Raw genomic sequence first — 15,156 nt, 5'->3', positions numbered from 1 at the left:
GTATGACGATGTCCAGACGCAATAATGACGCCATCACTATTCATAGCATTTTGGACTGGATCGAAGATAACCTGGAATCGCCGCTCTCACTTGAGAAGGTGTCTGAGCGTTCAGGTTACTCAAAATGGCACCTGCAACGGATGTTCAAAAAAGAGACCGGTCATTCTTTAGGGCAATACATCCGCAGCCGTAAGCTGACGGAAATTGCGCAGAAGCTGAAAGAGAGCAACGAGCCGATTCTGTATCTGGCTGAGCGTTATGGGTTTGAATCGCAACAAACCCTGACCCGCACGTTCAAGAACTATTTCGACGTGCCGCCGCACAAGTACCGAATCACCAGTATGCCCGGCGAATCCCGCTATCTGCATCCGCTAACACATTGTAATTGCTAATCGCCTGTAATAAGACGTAACCGAGGAAATCATGAAACGTATCGCCTCCGCCGCCCTCACCTTACTGGTGCTGGTCTCCGGCCAGACTTTTGCGGAGCAAACCACTCACGCTAATCAGCAGAACAGCCGCACTACGATGGTTCTGCCTACCGCACACGATCAATCACCTTTTGATTTCAATCATATGGGTGCGGGTAGCGACAAATCCGACGAATTAGGCGTGCCGTATTACAATCAGCACGACCTCTGATTCGTTTTTGCCCCGCGTTTGCGGGGCTTTTTTCATCCCCTGATGCGCGTCGCCCGACGCAGCCGCAATCCAAAGACATTGATGTACAGCCCGGCCATGATCAGCACCGCGCCGATCAGTTGCAGCATCGTCAGTTTTTCGCCCAGCAGAACTGCCGCACTCGCCAGCCCCACCACCGGCACCAGCAGTGACAACGGCGCCACGCGCCAGGTTTCATAACGCCCGAGCAGCGTACCCCAGATGCCATACCCGACAATCGTCGCGACGAAAGCCAGATACACCAGCGACAAAATGGTGGTGAGATCGATCTCAATCAGGCTTTTCAGCATCAGCGCCGGGCCGTCAAACATCAGCGATGCCACCATAAACGGGATGACCGGGATAAGCGCGCTCCAGACAACCAGCGACATCACCGCCGGGCGCGCCTCGTGCTGCATGATCAGCTTGTTGAAGATATTCCCGCACGCCCAGCTCAGCCCTGCGGCCAGTGTGAGCATAAAGCCCAGCATCGCCACGTGCTGACCGTTCAGACTCGCTTCGGCGAGCACCAGCACGCCAAATACCGCAAGCGTAATCCCCGCCAGCTGTTTGCCCTGTAAACGCTCACCAAAGACAAACGCGCCAAGAATGATGGTGAAGAAAGCCTGCGCCTGTAACACCAGCGACGCCAGCCCGGCTGGCATCCCAAACTTGATGGCGCAGAAGAGAAAAGCAAACTGACCAAAGCTGATGGTCAGGCCGTAGCCGAGCAGCAGACGAAACGGGATCTTTGGACGGGCGACAAAAAACAGCGCCGGGAAGGCCACCAGTAAAAAGCGCAAACCGGCGAGCATCAGCGGAGGCATATTGTGCAGCCCCACTTTAATCACCACAAAATTCAGTCCCCATACCACGACCACCAGCAACGCCAGCAGTCCGTCTTTGCGCGTCATACCCTGCCCCTGATTTATTAAATTTTTGTAAACAGATTCAAGGTAACGAAAAAAGCGAGTGAGGAAAAGATCATTAATTCTGGCAGTCAGACAAAGCACTTACGGAAAAATTGGGTGGTATACAACTCCCCTTATAGCGTGATAATCATTGAGACATAAAAAAAGCATAAGCATATGTCGGGCAGGAAAATGAAATCATCACTCAGGCGCTCAACCGCAGCGTTGTTGGCATCGTCATTACTGTTAACCATCGGTCGGGGGGCCACGCTGCCCTTTATGACCATCTACCTCACACGCGTTTACCAGATGAGCGTCGCGAATATCGGCTATGCCCTGACCATCGCCCTGACCATTGGCGTGGTGTTCAGCATGGGGTTTGGCATCCTGGCGGATAAGTTCGATAAAAAGCGCTATATGCTGCTGTCGATTCTGGCGTTTATCGCCGGTTTCGTGGCCATTCCGCTGGTGAATAATGTCACCCTGGTGGTGCTGTTCTTCGCGGTGATTAACTGCGCGTACTCTGTGTTCTCAACCGTACTCAAAGCCTGGTTTGCAGATGTACTGACGCCGGGAGAGAAAGCGCGCGTCTTCTCTCTCAACTACAGTTTTCTGAATATCGGCTGGACGGTCGGGCCGCCGATTGGCACGCTGCTGGTGATGTACAGCCTGCAACTGCCGTTCTGGCTGGCGGCCTTCTGCGCCGCACTGCCGCTGGTGTTTATTCAAGTGTATGTGCAAAAGAGCATTGCGGCAGACAGTGACAACGTCACCGTTCCGTGGCAACCCTCGGTGCTGCTTCGCGACCGGGCGCTGTTCTGGTATACGCTCTCTGGTCTGCTGGCCTCTTACGTCGGTGGCTCATTCGCCAGCTGTATCTCCCAGTATGTGCTGGCGGCGGATTACACCAGTGAATTCGCAGAAAAAGTGGTCGCCGTGGTGCTGCCTGCCAACGCCGCGATGGTGGTCTCTCTGCAATATTTTATCGGTCGCAGGCTGAAGGCCAGCAATATTCGTCCGCTGATGGCGCTCGGGACACTCTTCTTCCTGCTCGGGCTGGGCGGGTTTATGCTCTCGGGCACCAATTTGATCTACTGGGGAATTGCCTCGGCGGTGTTTACCATCGGCGAGATTATCTATGCACCGGGTGAATATCTGCTGATCGATAACATCGCGCCGCCGGGGATGAAAGCGAGCTATTTCTCGGCGCAGGCGCTGGGCTGGCTGGGCGCGGCGGCGAACCCGATGATTACCGGGCTTATTCTGACCCACCTGCCGCACTGGTCGCTGTTTGTGATTATGATGGTCGCGATTGTGGTGGCCTGGCTGATGATCCTGCGCGGGATGAGCGTGAAGCCCTGGGCTGAGCGAGTGGAAACGGCGTAGCGTGTTGCCGGGCAGCGTTTTGCGTGCCCGGCGTTTAACAACATAACTTGCGGGAACCTTAGTGGTGCAACATCTCCTCCACCACCTGCTTTTTAAACATCTCGTTCGGATAATAGGTCGGCCAGTTATCCATCTCTTTCAGCAGCGCCTCATGGGAGGTATTACCCATAAAGAGATGGAAATGCGCCGAGGCACGCGGGCCGATAGTGTGGTCGCTGAACTGCACAAATTTTGGTGCTTTAGAGCTGGCGTCTTTACACTCAAACAGGTAACGCACGCCCTTCTTGCCTGACGCGTAGGTCAGGATCTTGAACCCGCTGTAGTCATAATGACAACTCGCCACCGTTTTGCCGGTGTGGAACTCCATCACGTTATTTTCAATGCCGATGGTGTCTACGTCCGTGGCGTATCCCTTGCGGTAGTAGGCTTTCACCTCGTCAAAGGATTTGCTTCCCTCTTTTTCCGCTTTCTTTTTAAAAACCGGATCCAGTGAACCGTCCAACAGGAAAGGATAAACGGACTGCCAGGTACCGTCCCAGTCGGAGAGCTTGCGGTCTTTAACGTCTTTATTCTCGAATACCCCGTTCGCCGCTTGTTGTTCCGCTTCGGTCATCTGGTGACCGTGCGAGTGGGCAAACAGATGGCCGCTGACCAGCAGCGCCCCCAGAGTCATTGCAAATTTTCCAATATGTGCTGCCAAAACGCGATCCTCACTCCATGTTATGAGAATGCGAATGTTATAATATAACATTTCAAAAAACAATAACCCTCAGATCGCCACTAAGCCGCGAACGCCCTCCTGCTCCATGTTCTCACCGCGCCCGCGCTGAATGATGCTTCCGCGCGACATCAGCAGATAGTTATCCGCCAGTTCCGCGGCAAAATCATAGAACTGCTCCACCAGTAAAATCGCCATATCGCCCCGGCTGGCGAGCTGGCGGATCACCACGCCAATCTCTTTAATCACTGACGGCTGAATACCTTCTGTTGGCTCATCGAGGATCAGCAGCTGCGGACGGCTTGCCAGCGCGCGGCCAATTGCCAGCTGCTGCTGTTGCCCGCCAGAAAGATCGCCCCCGCGACGGTGCTTCATCTCTTTGAGCACCGGAAACAGCTGCCAGATATCCTCCGGGACGCTTTTCGCCTCTCGCGCGGAGAAACGCGACATGCCCAGCAGCAGGTTTTCTTCCACCGTCAGACGCGGAAAAATCTCACGCCCCTGCGGCACGTACGCCACGCCAGACTGCACGCGATGGTGCGGCCTGGCGTGAGTGATGGTTTTGCCCTGCCAGACAATCTCCCCGCTGCGCGCCGGAATCAGCCCCATCAGGCATTTGAGTAAGGTTGTTTTTCCCACGCCGTTGCGCCCGAGCAAGCAAGTGACCTCCCCGCCGGGCGCATCAAAACTCACGCCGCGTAAAATGTGGCTGCCGCCGTAATATTGATTCAGTTCGTTAACCTGTAGCATGACGGCTCCTTTAGCGTCCCAGATAGACTTCAATCACCTGCTCGTTGGCCTGCACCTCACGCAGCGAGCCTTCCGCCAGCACTCGCCCCTGATGCAGAACGGTGACGTGATCGGCGATGGTTTCAACAAAGCCCATGTCGTGCTCGACCACCATCAGGGAGTGTTTCCCGGCAAGCGTGCGAAACAGCTCTGCCGAATATTCGGTTTCCGCATCGGTCATCCCGGCGGCAGGCTCATCGAGCAGCAGCAAATGCGGCTCCTGCACCAGCAGCATGCCGATTTCCAGAAACTGCTTTTGCCCGTGAGAGAGCATCCCGGCGCGCCGGTCGCGCTCGGCGCTCAGGCGCAGCAGCGTTAACATCTCGTGGATACGATCGCTCTGCTCTGACGTCAAACGCGCGCGCAGGCTGGCCCACACGGATTTGTCGCCTTTCATTGCCAGCTCCAGGTTTTCCCACACCGTCAGGGCTTCGAACACGGTCGGTTTCTGGAATTTGCGCCCGATCCCCTGACGTGCAATCGCCGCCGGATCGAGACCCGTTAAATCTATCGACTGATCGTAAATCGCCCGCCCGCTTTGTGGCCGCGTTTTGCCTGTAATCACGTCCATCAGCGTGGTTTTCCCCGCGCCGTTAGGCCCAATGACGCAACGCAATTCACCCACGCCAATGTTGAGCGACAAATCCGTCAGCGCCTGAAAACCGTCGAAATTGACGTTAATCGACTCCAGCTGGAGCACCGGGTCGGTCTGATCGCGAAAGCGGTCGCCGGGCAACTGCCGGGTAAAGAGTCCTTCGGCTGGCTGCATTATTTCTCTCCCTTACGAAAAAGCCCGTAGACGCCGCGCGGTACAAAGAGCGTGACGGCGATAAAAATTCCGCCGAGAAACAGCTGCCAGTATTCCGGCATCGCCACGGTGAAATAGCTTTTCGCACCGTTGACCAGCGCCGCGCCAATCACCGGGCCAACCAGCGTTCCTCGCCCACCGAGAGCCACCCAAATCGCGGCTTCAATGGAGTTCGTTGGCGACATTTCGCCGGGATTGATAATCCCCACCTGTGGGACGTACAGCGCCCCGGCAAGCCCACACAGCACCGCCGAAAGCGTCCAGACCAGCAGTTTGAAACCACGCGGATCGTAGCCGCAAAACGTCAGGCGATTTTCCGCATCGCGCACCGCCGTCAGGATGCGGCCAAATTTGCTCTTCGCCAGCGCAAAACCGATGGCAAGCGAGGCCACCAGCAGGACAACGGTCGCCAGGAACAGGGCGATACGCGTGGTTGTTGCCGTTACCGAGAAGCCCAGCAGCGTGGTAAACCCGGTAAAGCCGTTGTTGCCGCCAAAGCCGGTTTCATTGCGAAAGAACAGCAGCATGCCCGCGTAGGTCAGCGCCTGGGTCATGATCGAAAAATAGACCCCTTTGATTTTTGAGCGAAAGGCAAACCAGCCGAAGATCAGCGCCAGCAGGCCGGGGATCATCACCACCAGCAGCATTGCCCAGGCAAAATGCTGTGTGCCCCACCAGAACCACGGCAGTTCGCTCCAGGAGAGAAACGACATAAACGCCGGGAGGCTTTCGCCCGACGCCTGACGCATCAGGTACATCCCCATCGCATACCCGCCGAGAGCAAAGAAAATACCGTGCCCCAGAGAGAGCATTCCGGCATAACCCCAGACCAGGTCGAGGGCGACGGCAACGATCGCATAGCAGAGGATCTTCCCGACAAGCGTCAGCATCCAGGTGGAAACCGCCAGCGGATGGCTGGCCGGCAGCAGCGCCAGAAACGGAAGAACCAGCAAAATGGCAAGCATCAGGCTGCCAAAAAGCGGGATAAAGCGTGGCGCTTTTCGCGCCAGGGTTAACGTCAGCGGCTGGCTCATCAGTCTGTCACCCTCCCTTTAAGTGCAAACAACCCCTGAGGACGTTTCTGAATAAACAGAATGATCGCCACCAGAATCAGGATTTTGCCGAGCACGGCACCCATTTGCGGTTCAAGAATTTTGTTGAAGATCCCGAGGCCAAATGCCGCCGCCACGCTGCCTGCCAGCTGGCCGACACCGCCCAGCACCACCACGAGGAACGAATCGATGATGTAACCCTGTCCGAGTTCCGGCCCGACGTTACCGAGCTGCGACAGCGCCACGCCTCCCAATCCCGCGATCCCCGATCCCAGACCAAACGCCAGCATATCGACGCGCCCGGTCGGCACCCCGCAGCAGGCAGCCATACTGCGGTTTTGCGTCACCGCCCGTACGTTTAGCCCCAGGCGGGTTTTGTTGAGGATAAGCCAGGTGAAGAACAGGACCAGCAGTACAAATCCCAGCACTATCAGACGGTTCCACGGCAGGATCAGATTGGCAAACACCTGCACGCCCCCCGACAGCCACGCCGGGTTAGCCACTTCCAGGTTCTGCGCGCCGAAGGTCATGCGCACAATCTGGATAATCATCAGGCTGATACCCCAGGTCGCGAGCAGCGTTTCCAGCGGTCGACCGTAGAGATGGCGAATAATCGTGCGCTCCAGCGCCATACCGATCCCGGCAGTCACCAGGAAGGCTACCGGCAGCGCCACCACCGGGTAAAATGCCAGCCACTGGGGCATAAACTGCGCCATCATTTGCTGAACCATCCACGTGCAGTAGGCGCCCAGCATCAACATTTCGCCGTGCGCCATATTGATCACCCCCAGCAAGCCGTAGGTGATCGCAAGTCCCAGCGCCGCCAGCAACAGTACCGACCCCAGCGACAACCCCATAAAGGCCTGCCCCAGCAGATCGCTTATCAGCAGACGATGCTGGATTTTGCTCAGGCTGTTTTGCGCCGCCTCGCGCACGCGAGCGTCGGGTTCCATTTGGGGCTGGGTATAAGGCAACAGACGGGTCTGGGTTTCCGGATCTGCTGAGTGCCCCAGCAGCTCAACCGCCTGCAAACGCACCTCCGCCTGTGGGCTGACCAGCTGGAGATTTGCCAGCGCCACTTCCAGCGCCTGATGCACGCCGTCATCCTTCTCGACGAGCAGACGTTGCTGCAACATATTCAGCATGTCCGGCGTGGCATCGCGCTGCAACTGAAGCGCGGCACGCGCCCTTTGCGTGACGTTGTCACTGGCGAGCAGGTGCGTGGACAGCGCCGTCGAGGCCAACACCCGCAGGCGGTTGGTCAGACGGACCGCTTTCGGCTCGCCCGATACCGTCGACGCATCACCCAGCGCGACCATCTCGCCGTTGACGCGAGCAAAAGCGTGCTTCTGCCCGTCAGCAAACAGGTTCTCTTTTTGCAGGGCCTGCAACAGCGGCAGGCGTTTGACATCCGGCGCGACGGCCCAATGTTCCAGCAATGCGGTTTGCTGGCTGCGGCTTGCGACGACAAAGTTGTCTGCATCCGACGCCTGCGCCATCCCTGGCAGCAGACCGGCAAGCCAGACTATTGCGACGAACATTCGCATTACGCTCATGGCTTTTCTCCGTGCGATTAGGCTTAGTTACTGGCGGTTTTCATCGGCTGGTCGGGCTTTTTATCATTGCCCTGAATGAACGGGCTCCACGGCTGAGCACGGACGGTTTTATCGGTCTGCCAGACCACGTTGAACTGGCCATCGCCTTCGATTTCGCCAATCATCACCGGCTTATGCAGATGGTGGTTGGTTTCATCCATGGTCAGCGTAAAGCCTGACGGCGCTTTGAAGGATTGTCCGGCCATGGCGGCACGCACTTTGTCCACGTCGGTGGTACCGGCTTTCTCTACCGCCTGCGCCCACATATGAATGCCCACGTAGGTGGCTTCCATCGGATCGTTAGTCACTACCGTATCGGCGTTCGGCAGTTTGTGCGCTTTGGCGTAGGCTTTATACGCGGCGACGAACGTCTGGTTGGTCGGGTTATCGACAGACTCGAAGTAGTTCCAGGCGGCGAGGTTGCCGACCAGCGGTTTAGCGTCGATGCCGCGCAGTTCCTCTTCACCCACGGAGAACGCCACCACCGGCACATCCGTCGCTTTCACGCCCTGGTTTGCCAGCTCTTTATAGAATGGAACGTTAGAGTCGCCGTTGATGGTGGAGACCACCGCCGTTTTGCCCCCAGCGGAGAATTTCTTGATATTGGCGACGATAGTCTGGTAATCGCTGTGACCAAACGGGGTGTAGACCTCTTCAATGTCTTTATCCTGAACCCCTTTGGAATGCAGGAAAGCGCGCAGGATTTTGTTGGTGGTGCGTGGGTAAACGTAGTCGGTCCCCAGCAGGAAGAAGCGTTTCGCACTCCCGCCATCCTCACCCATCAGATACTCGACCGCCGGAATGGCCTGCTGGTTGGGTGCCGCGCCGGTATAAAACACGTTTGGCGACATTTCTTCGCCCTCATACTGCACCGGATAGAACAGCAGCCCGTTCAGCTCCTCGAAGACCGGTAATACCGATTTGCGCGATACAGAAGTCCAGCAGCCAAAGACCGCTGCGACTTTATCCTGGCTTAACAGCTGACGCGCTTTTTCCGCAAACAGCGGCCAGTTAGAGGCCGGGTCTACCACCACCGGTTCGAGCTTTTTACCCAGCACGCCGCCTTTGGCGTTGATTTCATCAATGGTCATCAGCGCCACGTCTTTCAGCGGCGTCTCAGAGATCGCCATCGTGCCGGAGAGCGAGTGCATGATCCCGATTTTAATCGTATCGGCAGCCTGCACGCCGAAACTCATCCCCATTGCGACCACGGAAGCAGACAGTGCGAAAGCTTTGATTAAGGTACGACGGTGCATATTTTCACTCCTGAAAAACAAGCTGTGCGAAAACGTCCGGTACTATCTGGACGCAGAATCAAACGTGTCATTTTCAGGAGAGCAAAAAGGATGCCAGGATGGAAAATCGCGGAATTTCAGGGGAGTAAAGGCAGTAAACGGCGGGAAACGACTCAGAATGGCACAGCGCTGCATTAATAAAGTGCAATGCTGTGCCCGAAGAATTACCAGACTTCGTCAGCGATCTGCGTCACCAGACGCACTTTGTCCCACTGCTGGGTTTCCGTCAGGGTGTTGCCCTCTTCGGTCGAGGCAAAACCGCACTGCGGGCTGAGGCAAATCTGCTCTTTTGCCACGTATTGCGCCGCCTCTTCCAGGCGCGCTTTCACCCCTTCCGGGTTTTCCAGTTCGCCATTTTTGGTGGTGATCAGGCCCAGCACCACCTGCTGTTTGCCGGGACGAACAAAGCGTAACGGCGCGAAATCACCGCTGCGGTCGTTGTCATATTCGAGGAAGAACGCGTCCACGTTGACCGAACCAAACAGCACTTCGGCCACCGGCTCATAACCGCCTTCGGAGATCCAGGTGGAGCGGAAATTGCCGCGACAGACATGCAGACCGATGGTCAGATCGTCTGGTTTGCCTTCCAGCGCTTTGTTCAGCACGCGGGCATAGGTACGGGCCAGCTGATCCGCATCGTCCCCGCGCGCTTTGATCTGGCGGCGTTGATCGTCAGAACAGAGATAGGCCCAGACCGTGTCGTCCAGCTGCAGATACCGGCAGCCCGCTTCATAAAATGCATGGATCGCATCACGCCAGGTGGTCGCCAGATCGTCGAAATAGGCGTCCAGTTCCGGGTAAACCGTCGCGTCGATATCTTTACGCCCGCCACGGAAATGCAGCACACTCGGGCTTGGAATGGTCATTTTCGGCTGGGCGTTTCCACTGATGCTTTTCAGATAGCGGAAATCTTCCAGCATCGGATGGTCGCCAAAGCCCAGTTTGCCGGTAACACGCACGCCGTGGGCCTTGGTCTGCACGCCGTTAAACTGGATACCCTGGTTCGAATCGTAGCGTTCCACGCCCTGTAAACCGTCGAAGAAATCAAAGTGCCACCAGGCGCGACGAAACTCACCGTCCGTCACCACGTGCAGGCCGCAGGCGCACTGCTGCTCTACCACCTGACGGATGGCGTCGTTTTCAACGGCACGCAGCTGACCGGCGTCAATCTCACCGCTGGCGAATTTCGCTCGCGCCTCTTTAATCGCATCGGGACGTAAAAAACTGCCTACCACATCTGCACGGTACGGGGCGTGTTGTCGTTGCATGATTCTCTCCTTTGCTGCTGGCATTTGATTGCCAACAGTGATAATTCATTAATTGAAGTTTTAGACTTCTGGATGGCTATATGTCCAAAAGATGTCATAACCCCTGCGTTGCAGCAAACGAGAAAATTTCATGGCAGATGAATTTTTTTCATCTTCGGGTCAGTCATCCGTGGCAAAGGCGAAGTTTTCATCTTCCCAACCTGTAATGCCGCCGATCATGATTTTGACCGGCAAGCCGAGACGGGAAAGCTTCAGCGCCGCCCGGTCTGCGCCGTTGCAGTGCGGTCCGGCGCAGTACACCACAAACAGGGTATCCTGCGGCCACTGCGCCATGGTTTCGGCGTTCATCGCCGACCAGGGCAAATGGATCGCCCCCGGCAAATGACGGCGGGCAAATTGCTCCGGGCGGCCCACGACGTGCAGCAGTACAAAATCCTGCTGATGATTGGCAATGGCGTGGTGCACGTCGGCGCAGTCCGTTTCCACGCTCAGACGGCGCAGAAAATGGGCGACAGACTCTTGTGGGTCGGCGGCGGGAAACTCAGTGACATAACTCATGGTACTTTCTCCTGTATGGCGTTTGTGTTAACAGTACGTTATCCAAAAATTGAGTCAGTGAATGCCTGCGGTTATGCCAGAAAACAGCAAAATGATGACAAACTTACGACAGGTCCCGCGCCCGCGGGTGGTTGCCCTGGCGTACGACGGTCTGTGTACTTTCGAGTTCGGTGTGGCGGTCGAGATTTTCGGCCTGCCGCGCCCGGAAATGGGCGATGACTGGTATCGGTTTAGCGTGGCCTCCGTGGAGCAAGGCGAGCTGCGGGCGACGGGCGGGATCAGAATGGTGGCAGACGGTGATTTAACACTTCTGGAACAGGCCGACCTGATTATCGTTCCCGGCTGGCGCGGTGTGGAGGAAACCGTTCCGCCCGCACTGTGCGAGGCGCTTCGCCGTGCCCACGCGTGCGGCTGCCATTTGCTCTCAATCTGTTCCGGCGTGTTCGTGCTGGCCGCAGCGGGCGTGCTTGACGGGCGAAAAGCCACCACGCACTGGCGCTATACAGAGACACTGAAAACGCGCTTTCCGGCAATTGAGGTGATTGAAGATGTGCTTTATCAGGATGAAGGGACAATTCTCACCTCGGCGGGCAGCGCCGCCGGAATCGATCTGTGCCTGCACGTCGTCCGGCGTGATTATGGGATGGACGCAGCGAACCGCGTGGCGCACCGTCTGGTGATTCAGCCGCATCGCGATGGCGCACAAACGCAGCAGGTGAGCCGTCCGGTCGCGGTATTGCGAGAGAGCCAGCGATTCGGGCAACTGTTTGATTTTCTGCATCAGCAGCTGACGGTGAACCACAGCGTGAGTTCGCTGGCGCGTCGTGTGGGAATGAGTGAGCGAACCTTTCTGCGCCGTTTTGCGAATGCCACGGGAACCACGCCCGCGCGCTGGCTACTGAACGAACGGCTGCTGCGGGCAAAGGAGTTTCTGGAAAATAGCCGCTTAAGTATCGACAGCATCGCAGAACAAACCGGGTTCGGCCATTCCGCTACCCTGCGCCACCATTTTCGCCAGCAGTATGATCTTTCGCCTGCGCAATACCGAAAAGAGTATTTATCCCGTCAGTGTCATGCCGATATTCGCTGAATTTAACGCAAAAAAAACCGCCATAATCTGGCGGTAAATGCTTGCATGGATAGATTTGTATTTTGGTATCTACGTCCGGTATTCCATAACCGGTAGCGGATCGCATAATAAACTACCATTCATTTCATAAACGAATATTAAACAAACGCCATCCGGCATTATCACGACTGGACATTATTCGCTGCTGTACTGATTTGCAGATATTTCATCAGCCCCTGACTGGCGCTTTGAATGGCGTTATCGTTAACCGCTTCAAGGTAAAATGCGCGTGATACGGCATATGGCGCCTCTTCAGCAGGATAGACGTCATATTCGAAGTTTTTGCTTTTCGCCAAGTTGTGGCACTCAAGATGCCACTGCTGGCCCTTCACCTGCGTGCTGTTGCAGGATACGCGGCCATAATCGCTGGTGAGATAAGAGCTGACTCGGGTTTCAGCGGCTTGCAGATAATCGGGTTTATCGTGGAAGTGCGCGTAACCCATATAGGCAGCGCCAACAATTGCGACAGCAATACCGATGGCGGAAAGAGAGGATGCTTTTGTCATTTGATCGACCTGGTCCATAGTCAAAAGCTTATTATATCGGAATCCTCCCAATCTTCTAGCGCCTATTATTTGCAGGTTCTTCAACACGCTGAAATTCCCTTAAAAATGCTGGGTCCATTATTGGACTTGATTCAAATTTGGCGCTAAAAAACTGACAAATTCTTTTCGTTAGTTTGAATATCCGAATAATAACCCGACGCAACTATTGGCATAGTAGCCGCAAATATTACGCGGCGGTGATGAAATGGTTAAAACGTGTTTATCAATCGTACTGCTGACCTGCGCGTTGTTTTCGGGTCAGTTAATGGCGGGGCATAAAGGGCATGAATATCTGTTGGTACAGAATGCCGACCATCAGTTGCGTCATAGCGCGGACAGCGACGAACTGCGGTATGTGGCGGAGGAGTCGGCGGAGGGTTTGCGCGAGCACCATCACTGGCTAAAATCGCGCAAACCGGAGACCCATTTTCGCTGATTAAACCCCTTTACGCTTTGGCAGGGTTTTCATCAGATCTTCCGGGCTGACAGATGCCACCACGCTACCCGGCTGTGGCATCTTAAAGATGTGATTTTTCATCTTACCAATGACGTGCATTTCACACGGACGGCAGTCAAATTTCAGCGTTAACACTTCGTCTCCGTTCACCAGCTGCATTGGCGTTGCTTTCCAGCTTTTGATGCTGCCTTTCGCCTGTTTCGGACACAGGTTAAAGGCGAAGCGCAGGCAGTGTTTGGTGATCATCACCGGCACATCGCCCTTCTCTTCATGCGCTTCATAGGCCGCGTCGATCAGCTGCACGCCATAGCGATGGTAGAACGCCCGCGCTTTGTGGTTGTAGACGTTAGCAAGGAACGACAGGTGGGTGTCCGGATAGACCGGCGCAGGCACAGAAACCGCTTTACGGCTGCCGCGCGGATAGTTTGCCAGACGCGCGTCATCCAGCATCTCTGCCGTTTCGCGACGGAATGCGTTCAACAGGCTGTTCGGAACAAACAGCGCGGAGGGCAGGTTCACCTGAATATCGCGCGCGTAGTAGATTGTCTGCCCGAGCTTCGCCACGCCCTCTTTCAGGCTGTTCAACGCTTTTTCGGCGTTATTCGCCTCTTCAAACTGACCGTCCAAAGTATGAGTCACGCTCACGCCATCTTCGCTGGTCATGGTCAGGATCAACTGCTCTACCCAGCCGCCCAGTTCGATATCCACGGCGATGCGACGTTCGCTGGAGGTTTTCAGCAGCGCCTGCTGCCAGTTGTGGTCCAGGTTGCGATTGAGCGCCGCATTCGGACGCGCTTTATAGAGATCGGCAGGCATTTCATTTGGCCAGATGCGATACTGATTTTCGCCGGTTTTCTCCACTGTATTAGCGCGGAAACCGACAATTTCACGTTTGATCATCACATTCAGACCGTCGCCATTGGCGAGCGTCTCGGTCACTTTCACGTCGAGATGGTCTTTCGCGACCTTCAGCACTTCTCCCACCGGCAGACCGATAAATTTCGGTGAATCGAACGCGCCGATATCGCCTTTTCGCGCATTCACAAAGTAGTCGGTGCTGCCACGGTGGAAGGTTTTATCCGTCGACGGAATAAAGAAATGCTCGGTACGCCCGGCAGACGCGCGCGCCAGATCGCCGCGATCGTCAATGATGGCATCCAGCATCTGGCGGTAGTGCGCGGTGATGTTTTTCACGTAGCTCATGTCTTTATAGCGCCCTTCAATTTTGAAGGAGCGCACGCCTGCGTCGATCAGCGCCGCCAGGTTGGCGGTCTGGTCGTTGTCTTTCATCGACAGGAGGTGTTTTTCGAACGCCACAACGCGGCCCTGATCGTCTTTCAGGGTGTACGGCAGACGGCACGCCTGAGAGCAGTCGCCGCGGTTCGCGCTGCGCCCGGTCTGCGCGTGGGAAATGTTGCACTGGCCGGAATAGGCCACGCACAGCGCGCCGTGAATGAAGAATTCAATGGTGGCGTCGGTCGCCTGGTGGATATCGCGGATCTGGTTCAGATTCAGCTCGCGCGCCAGCACGATCTGGGTAAAACCGACGTCAGAGAGAAACTTCGCTTTTTCAACCGTGCGGATATCGCATTGAGTGCTGGCATGCAATTCAATCGGCGGTATGTCCAGCTCAAGCACGCCCATGTCCTGCACGATCAGGGCATCAACGCCGGTCTGGTACAGATCGGTAATCAGACGCTGGGCAGGCTCAAGTTCATCATCATGAAGAATGGTGTTCAGGGTCACGAACACTTTGGCACCGAAACGGTGGGCAAACGGCACCAGCTCGGCGATATCGCGCAGGCTGTTGCTGGCATTATGGCGAGCGCCAAAGCCCGGGCCGCCGATATAGACCGCGTCCGCACCGTGCAGGATCGCCTCACGCGCGATGGAGGCGTCACGGGCCGGGCTTAAGAGTTCAAGATGATGGGATTGCAGGCGCATACTTCGTCGTTATCCGTTATGGTCAAAATGGCGGCTATTGT

Annotated in this window: 16 protein-coding genes; 5 read left to right on the top strand and 11 right to left on the bottom strand. The window is 56.0% G+C overall.

Annotated features, from left to right (window positions below):
- The first annotated feature begins 8 nt into the window (after positions 1-8).
- Both marA and marB read left to right on the top strand, forming a co-directional pair.
- Positions 9-392, top strand: coding sequence for an MDR efflux pump AcrAB transcriptional activator MarA (gene marA, locus ABIE11_RS02660; protein WP_142503360.1), 384 nt, complete (start codon positions 9-11; stop codon positions 390-392).
- Positions 393-423: 31 nt separating this feature from the next.
- Complete coding sequence (gene marB / locus ABIE11_RS02655) at positions 424-642, top strand: multiple antibiotic resistance protein MarB (protein WP_100780185.1); 219 nt, start codon at positions 424-426, stop codon at positions 640-642.
- Positions 643-674: 32 nt separating this feature from the next.
- Here the strand turns inward: marB and eamA are convergent, their stop codons facing one another.
- The gene (eamA, locus tag ABIE11_RS02650; protein WP_107703585.1) at positions 675-1,574 is read right to left on the bottom strand and encodes an O-acetylserine/cysteine exporter; all 900 of its coding nucleotides are present in this window, start codon (positions 1,572-1,574) and stop codon (positions 675-677) included.
- A gap of 189 nt (positions 1,575-1,763) precedes the next feature.
- On the opposite strand from eamA, the gene ydeE reads away from it, so the two are divergent.
- Positions 1,764-2,957: an efflux MFS transporter YdeE gene (ydeE, locus tag ABIE11_RS02645; protein ID WP_123427951.1), complete on the top strand. Its 1,194-nt coding sequence runs from the start codon at positions 1,764-1,766 to the stop codon at positions 2,955-2,957.
- Between the two features lie 58 nt (positions 2,958-3,015).
- On the opposite strand, the gene zinT is transcribed toward ydeE, so the two are convergent.
- From zinT to ABIE11_RS02605, 8 genes are all read right to left on the bottom strand, one after another.
- Positions 3,016-3,657 carry a metal-binding protein ZinT gene (zinT, locus tag ABIE11_RS02640; RefSeq protein WP_181827859.1) on the bottom strand — a complete coding sequence of 214 codons (642 nt, stop codon included), beginning with the start codon at positions 3,655-3,657 and terminating at the stop codon, positions 3,016-3,018.
- A 69-nt stretch (positions 3,658-3,726) separates the two neighbouring features.
- Positions 3,727-4,425 (bottom strand): urea ABC transporter ATP-binding subunit UrtE, encoded by a 699-nt coding sequence (gene urtE / locus ABIE11_RS02635; protein WP_100780189.1) that lies wholly within the window; start codon positions 4,423-4,425, stop codon positions 3,727-3,729.
- Between the two features lie 10 nt (positions 4,426-4,435).
- On the bottom strand, positions 4,436-5,233 hold the full coding sequence (urtD, locus tag ABIE11_RS02630) for an urea ABC transporter ATP-binding protein UrtD (protein WP_107703587.1): 798 nt from the start codon (positions 5,231-5,233) through the stop codon (positions 4,436-4,438).
- Positions 5,233-6,306: an urea ABC transporter permease subunit UrtC gene (gene urtC, locus ABIE11_RS02625; protein ID WP_429183899.1), complete on the bottom strand. Its 1,074-nt coding sequence runs from the start codon at positions 6,304-6,306 to the stop codon at positions 5,233-5,235. The genes urtD and urtC overlap by 1 nt, the downstream gene beginning before the upstream one ends.
- The gene (urtB, locus tag ABIE11_RS02620) at positions 6,306-7,880 is read right to left on the bottom strand and encodes an urea ABC transporter permease subunit UrtB (protein WP_429183897.1); all 1,575 of its coding nucleotides are present in this window, start codon (positions 7,878-7,880) and stop codon (positions 6,306-6,308) included. Before urtB ends, urtC begins: the two co-directional genes overlap by 1 nt.
- A gap of 23 nt (positions 7,881-7,903) precedes the next feature.
- Entirely contained in the window at positions 7,904-9,175 is a 1,272-nt protein-coding gene (gene urtA, locus ABIE11_RS02615; RefSeq protein WP_100780193.1) for an urea ABC transporter substrate-binding protein, read from the bottom strand.
- Between the two features lie 203 nt (positions 9,176-9,378).
- The gene (locus ABIE11_RS02610) at positions 9,379-10,482 is read right to left on the bottom strand and encodes a cobalamin-independent methionine synthase II family protein (RefSeq protein ID WP_129034895.1); all 1,104 of its coding nucleotides are present in this window, start codon (positions 10,480-10,482) and stop codon (positions 9,379-9,381) included.
- 159 nt (positions 10,483-10,641) lie between these two features.
- Positions 10,642-11,040 carry a rhodanese-like domain-containing protein gene (locus ABIE11_RS02605; protein WP_102103700.1) on the bottom strand — a complete coding sequence of 133 codons (399 nt, stop codon included), beginning with the start codon at positions 11,038-11,040 and terminating at the stop codon, positions 10,642-10,644.
- A gap of 73 nt (positions 11,041-11,113) precedes the next feature.
- Between ABIE11_RS02605 and ftrA the strand changes: the two genes are divergently transcribed.
- On the top strand, positions 11,114-12,130 hold the full coding sequence (gene ftrA / locus ABIE11_RS02600; RefSeq protein ID WP_429184261.1) for a transcriptional regulator FtrA: 1,017 nt from the start codon (positions 11,114-11,116) through the stop codon (positions 12,128-12,130).
- A 161-nt stretch (positions 12,131-12,291) separates the two neighbouring features.
- On the opposite strand, the gene ABIE11_RS02595 is transcribed toward ftrA, so the two are convergent.
- Complete coding sequence (locus ABIE11_RS02595) at positions 12,292-12,675, bottom strand: hypothetical protein (protein ID WP_429183894.1); 384 nt, start codon at positions 12,673-12,675, stop codon at positions 12,292-12,294.
- 244 nt (positions 12,676-12,919) lie between these two features.
- Here ABIE11_RS02595 and ABIE11_RS02590 point away from each other — a divergent pair, with 244 nt between their 5' ends.
- Entirely contained in the window at positions 12,920-13,150 is a 231-nt protein-coding gene (locus ABIE11_RS02590; RefSeq protein WP_123427967.1) for a DUF2554 family protein, read from the top strand.
- On the opposite strand, the gene ABIE11_RS02585 is transcribed toward ABIE11_RS02590, so the two are convergent.
- Positions 13,151-15,115 (bottom strand): peptidase U32 family protein, encoded by a 1,965-nt coding sequence (locus ABIE11_RS02585; protein ID WP_429183891.1) that lies wholly within the window; start codon positions 15,113-15,115, stop codon positions 13,151-13,153.
- Positions 15,116-15,156: the final 41 nt, after the last annotated feature.

The sequence above is a fragment of the Lelliottia sp. 489 genome (assembly GCF_050435885.1).
In the GTDB taxonomy this organism is placed as follows: domain Bacteria; phylum Pseudomonadota; class Gammaproteobacteria; order Enterobacterales; family Enterobacteriaceae; genus Enterobacter; species Enterobacter nimipressuralis.
The sequence above is the reverse complement of the archived record's forward strand: the minus strand, read 5'-3'. Positions and strand labels throughout refer to the sequence as shown.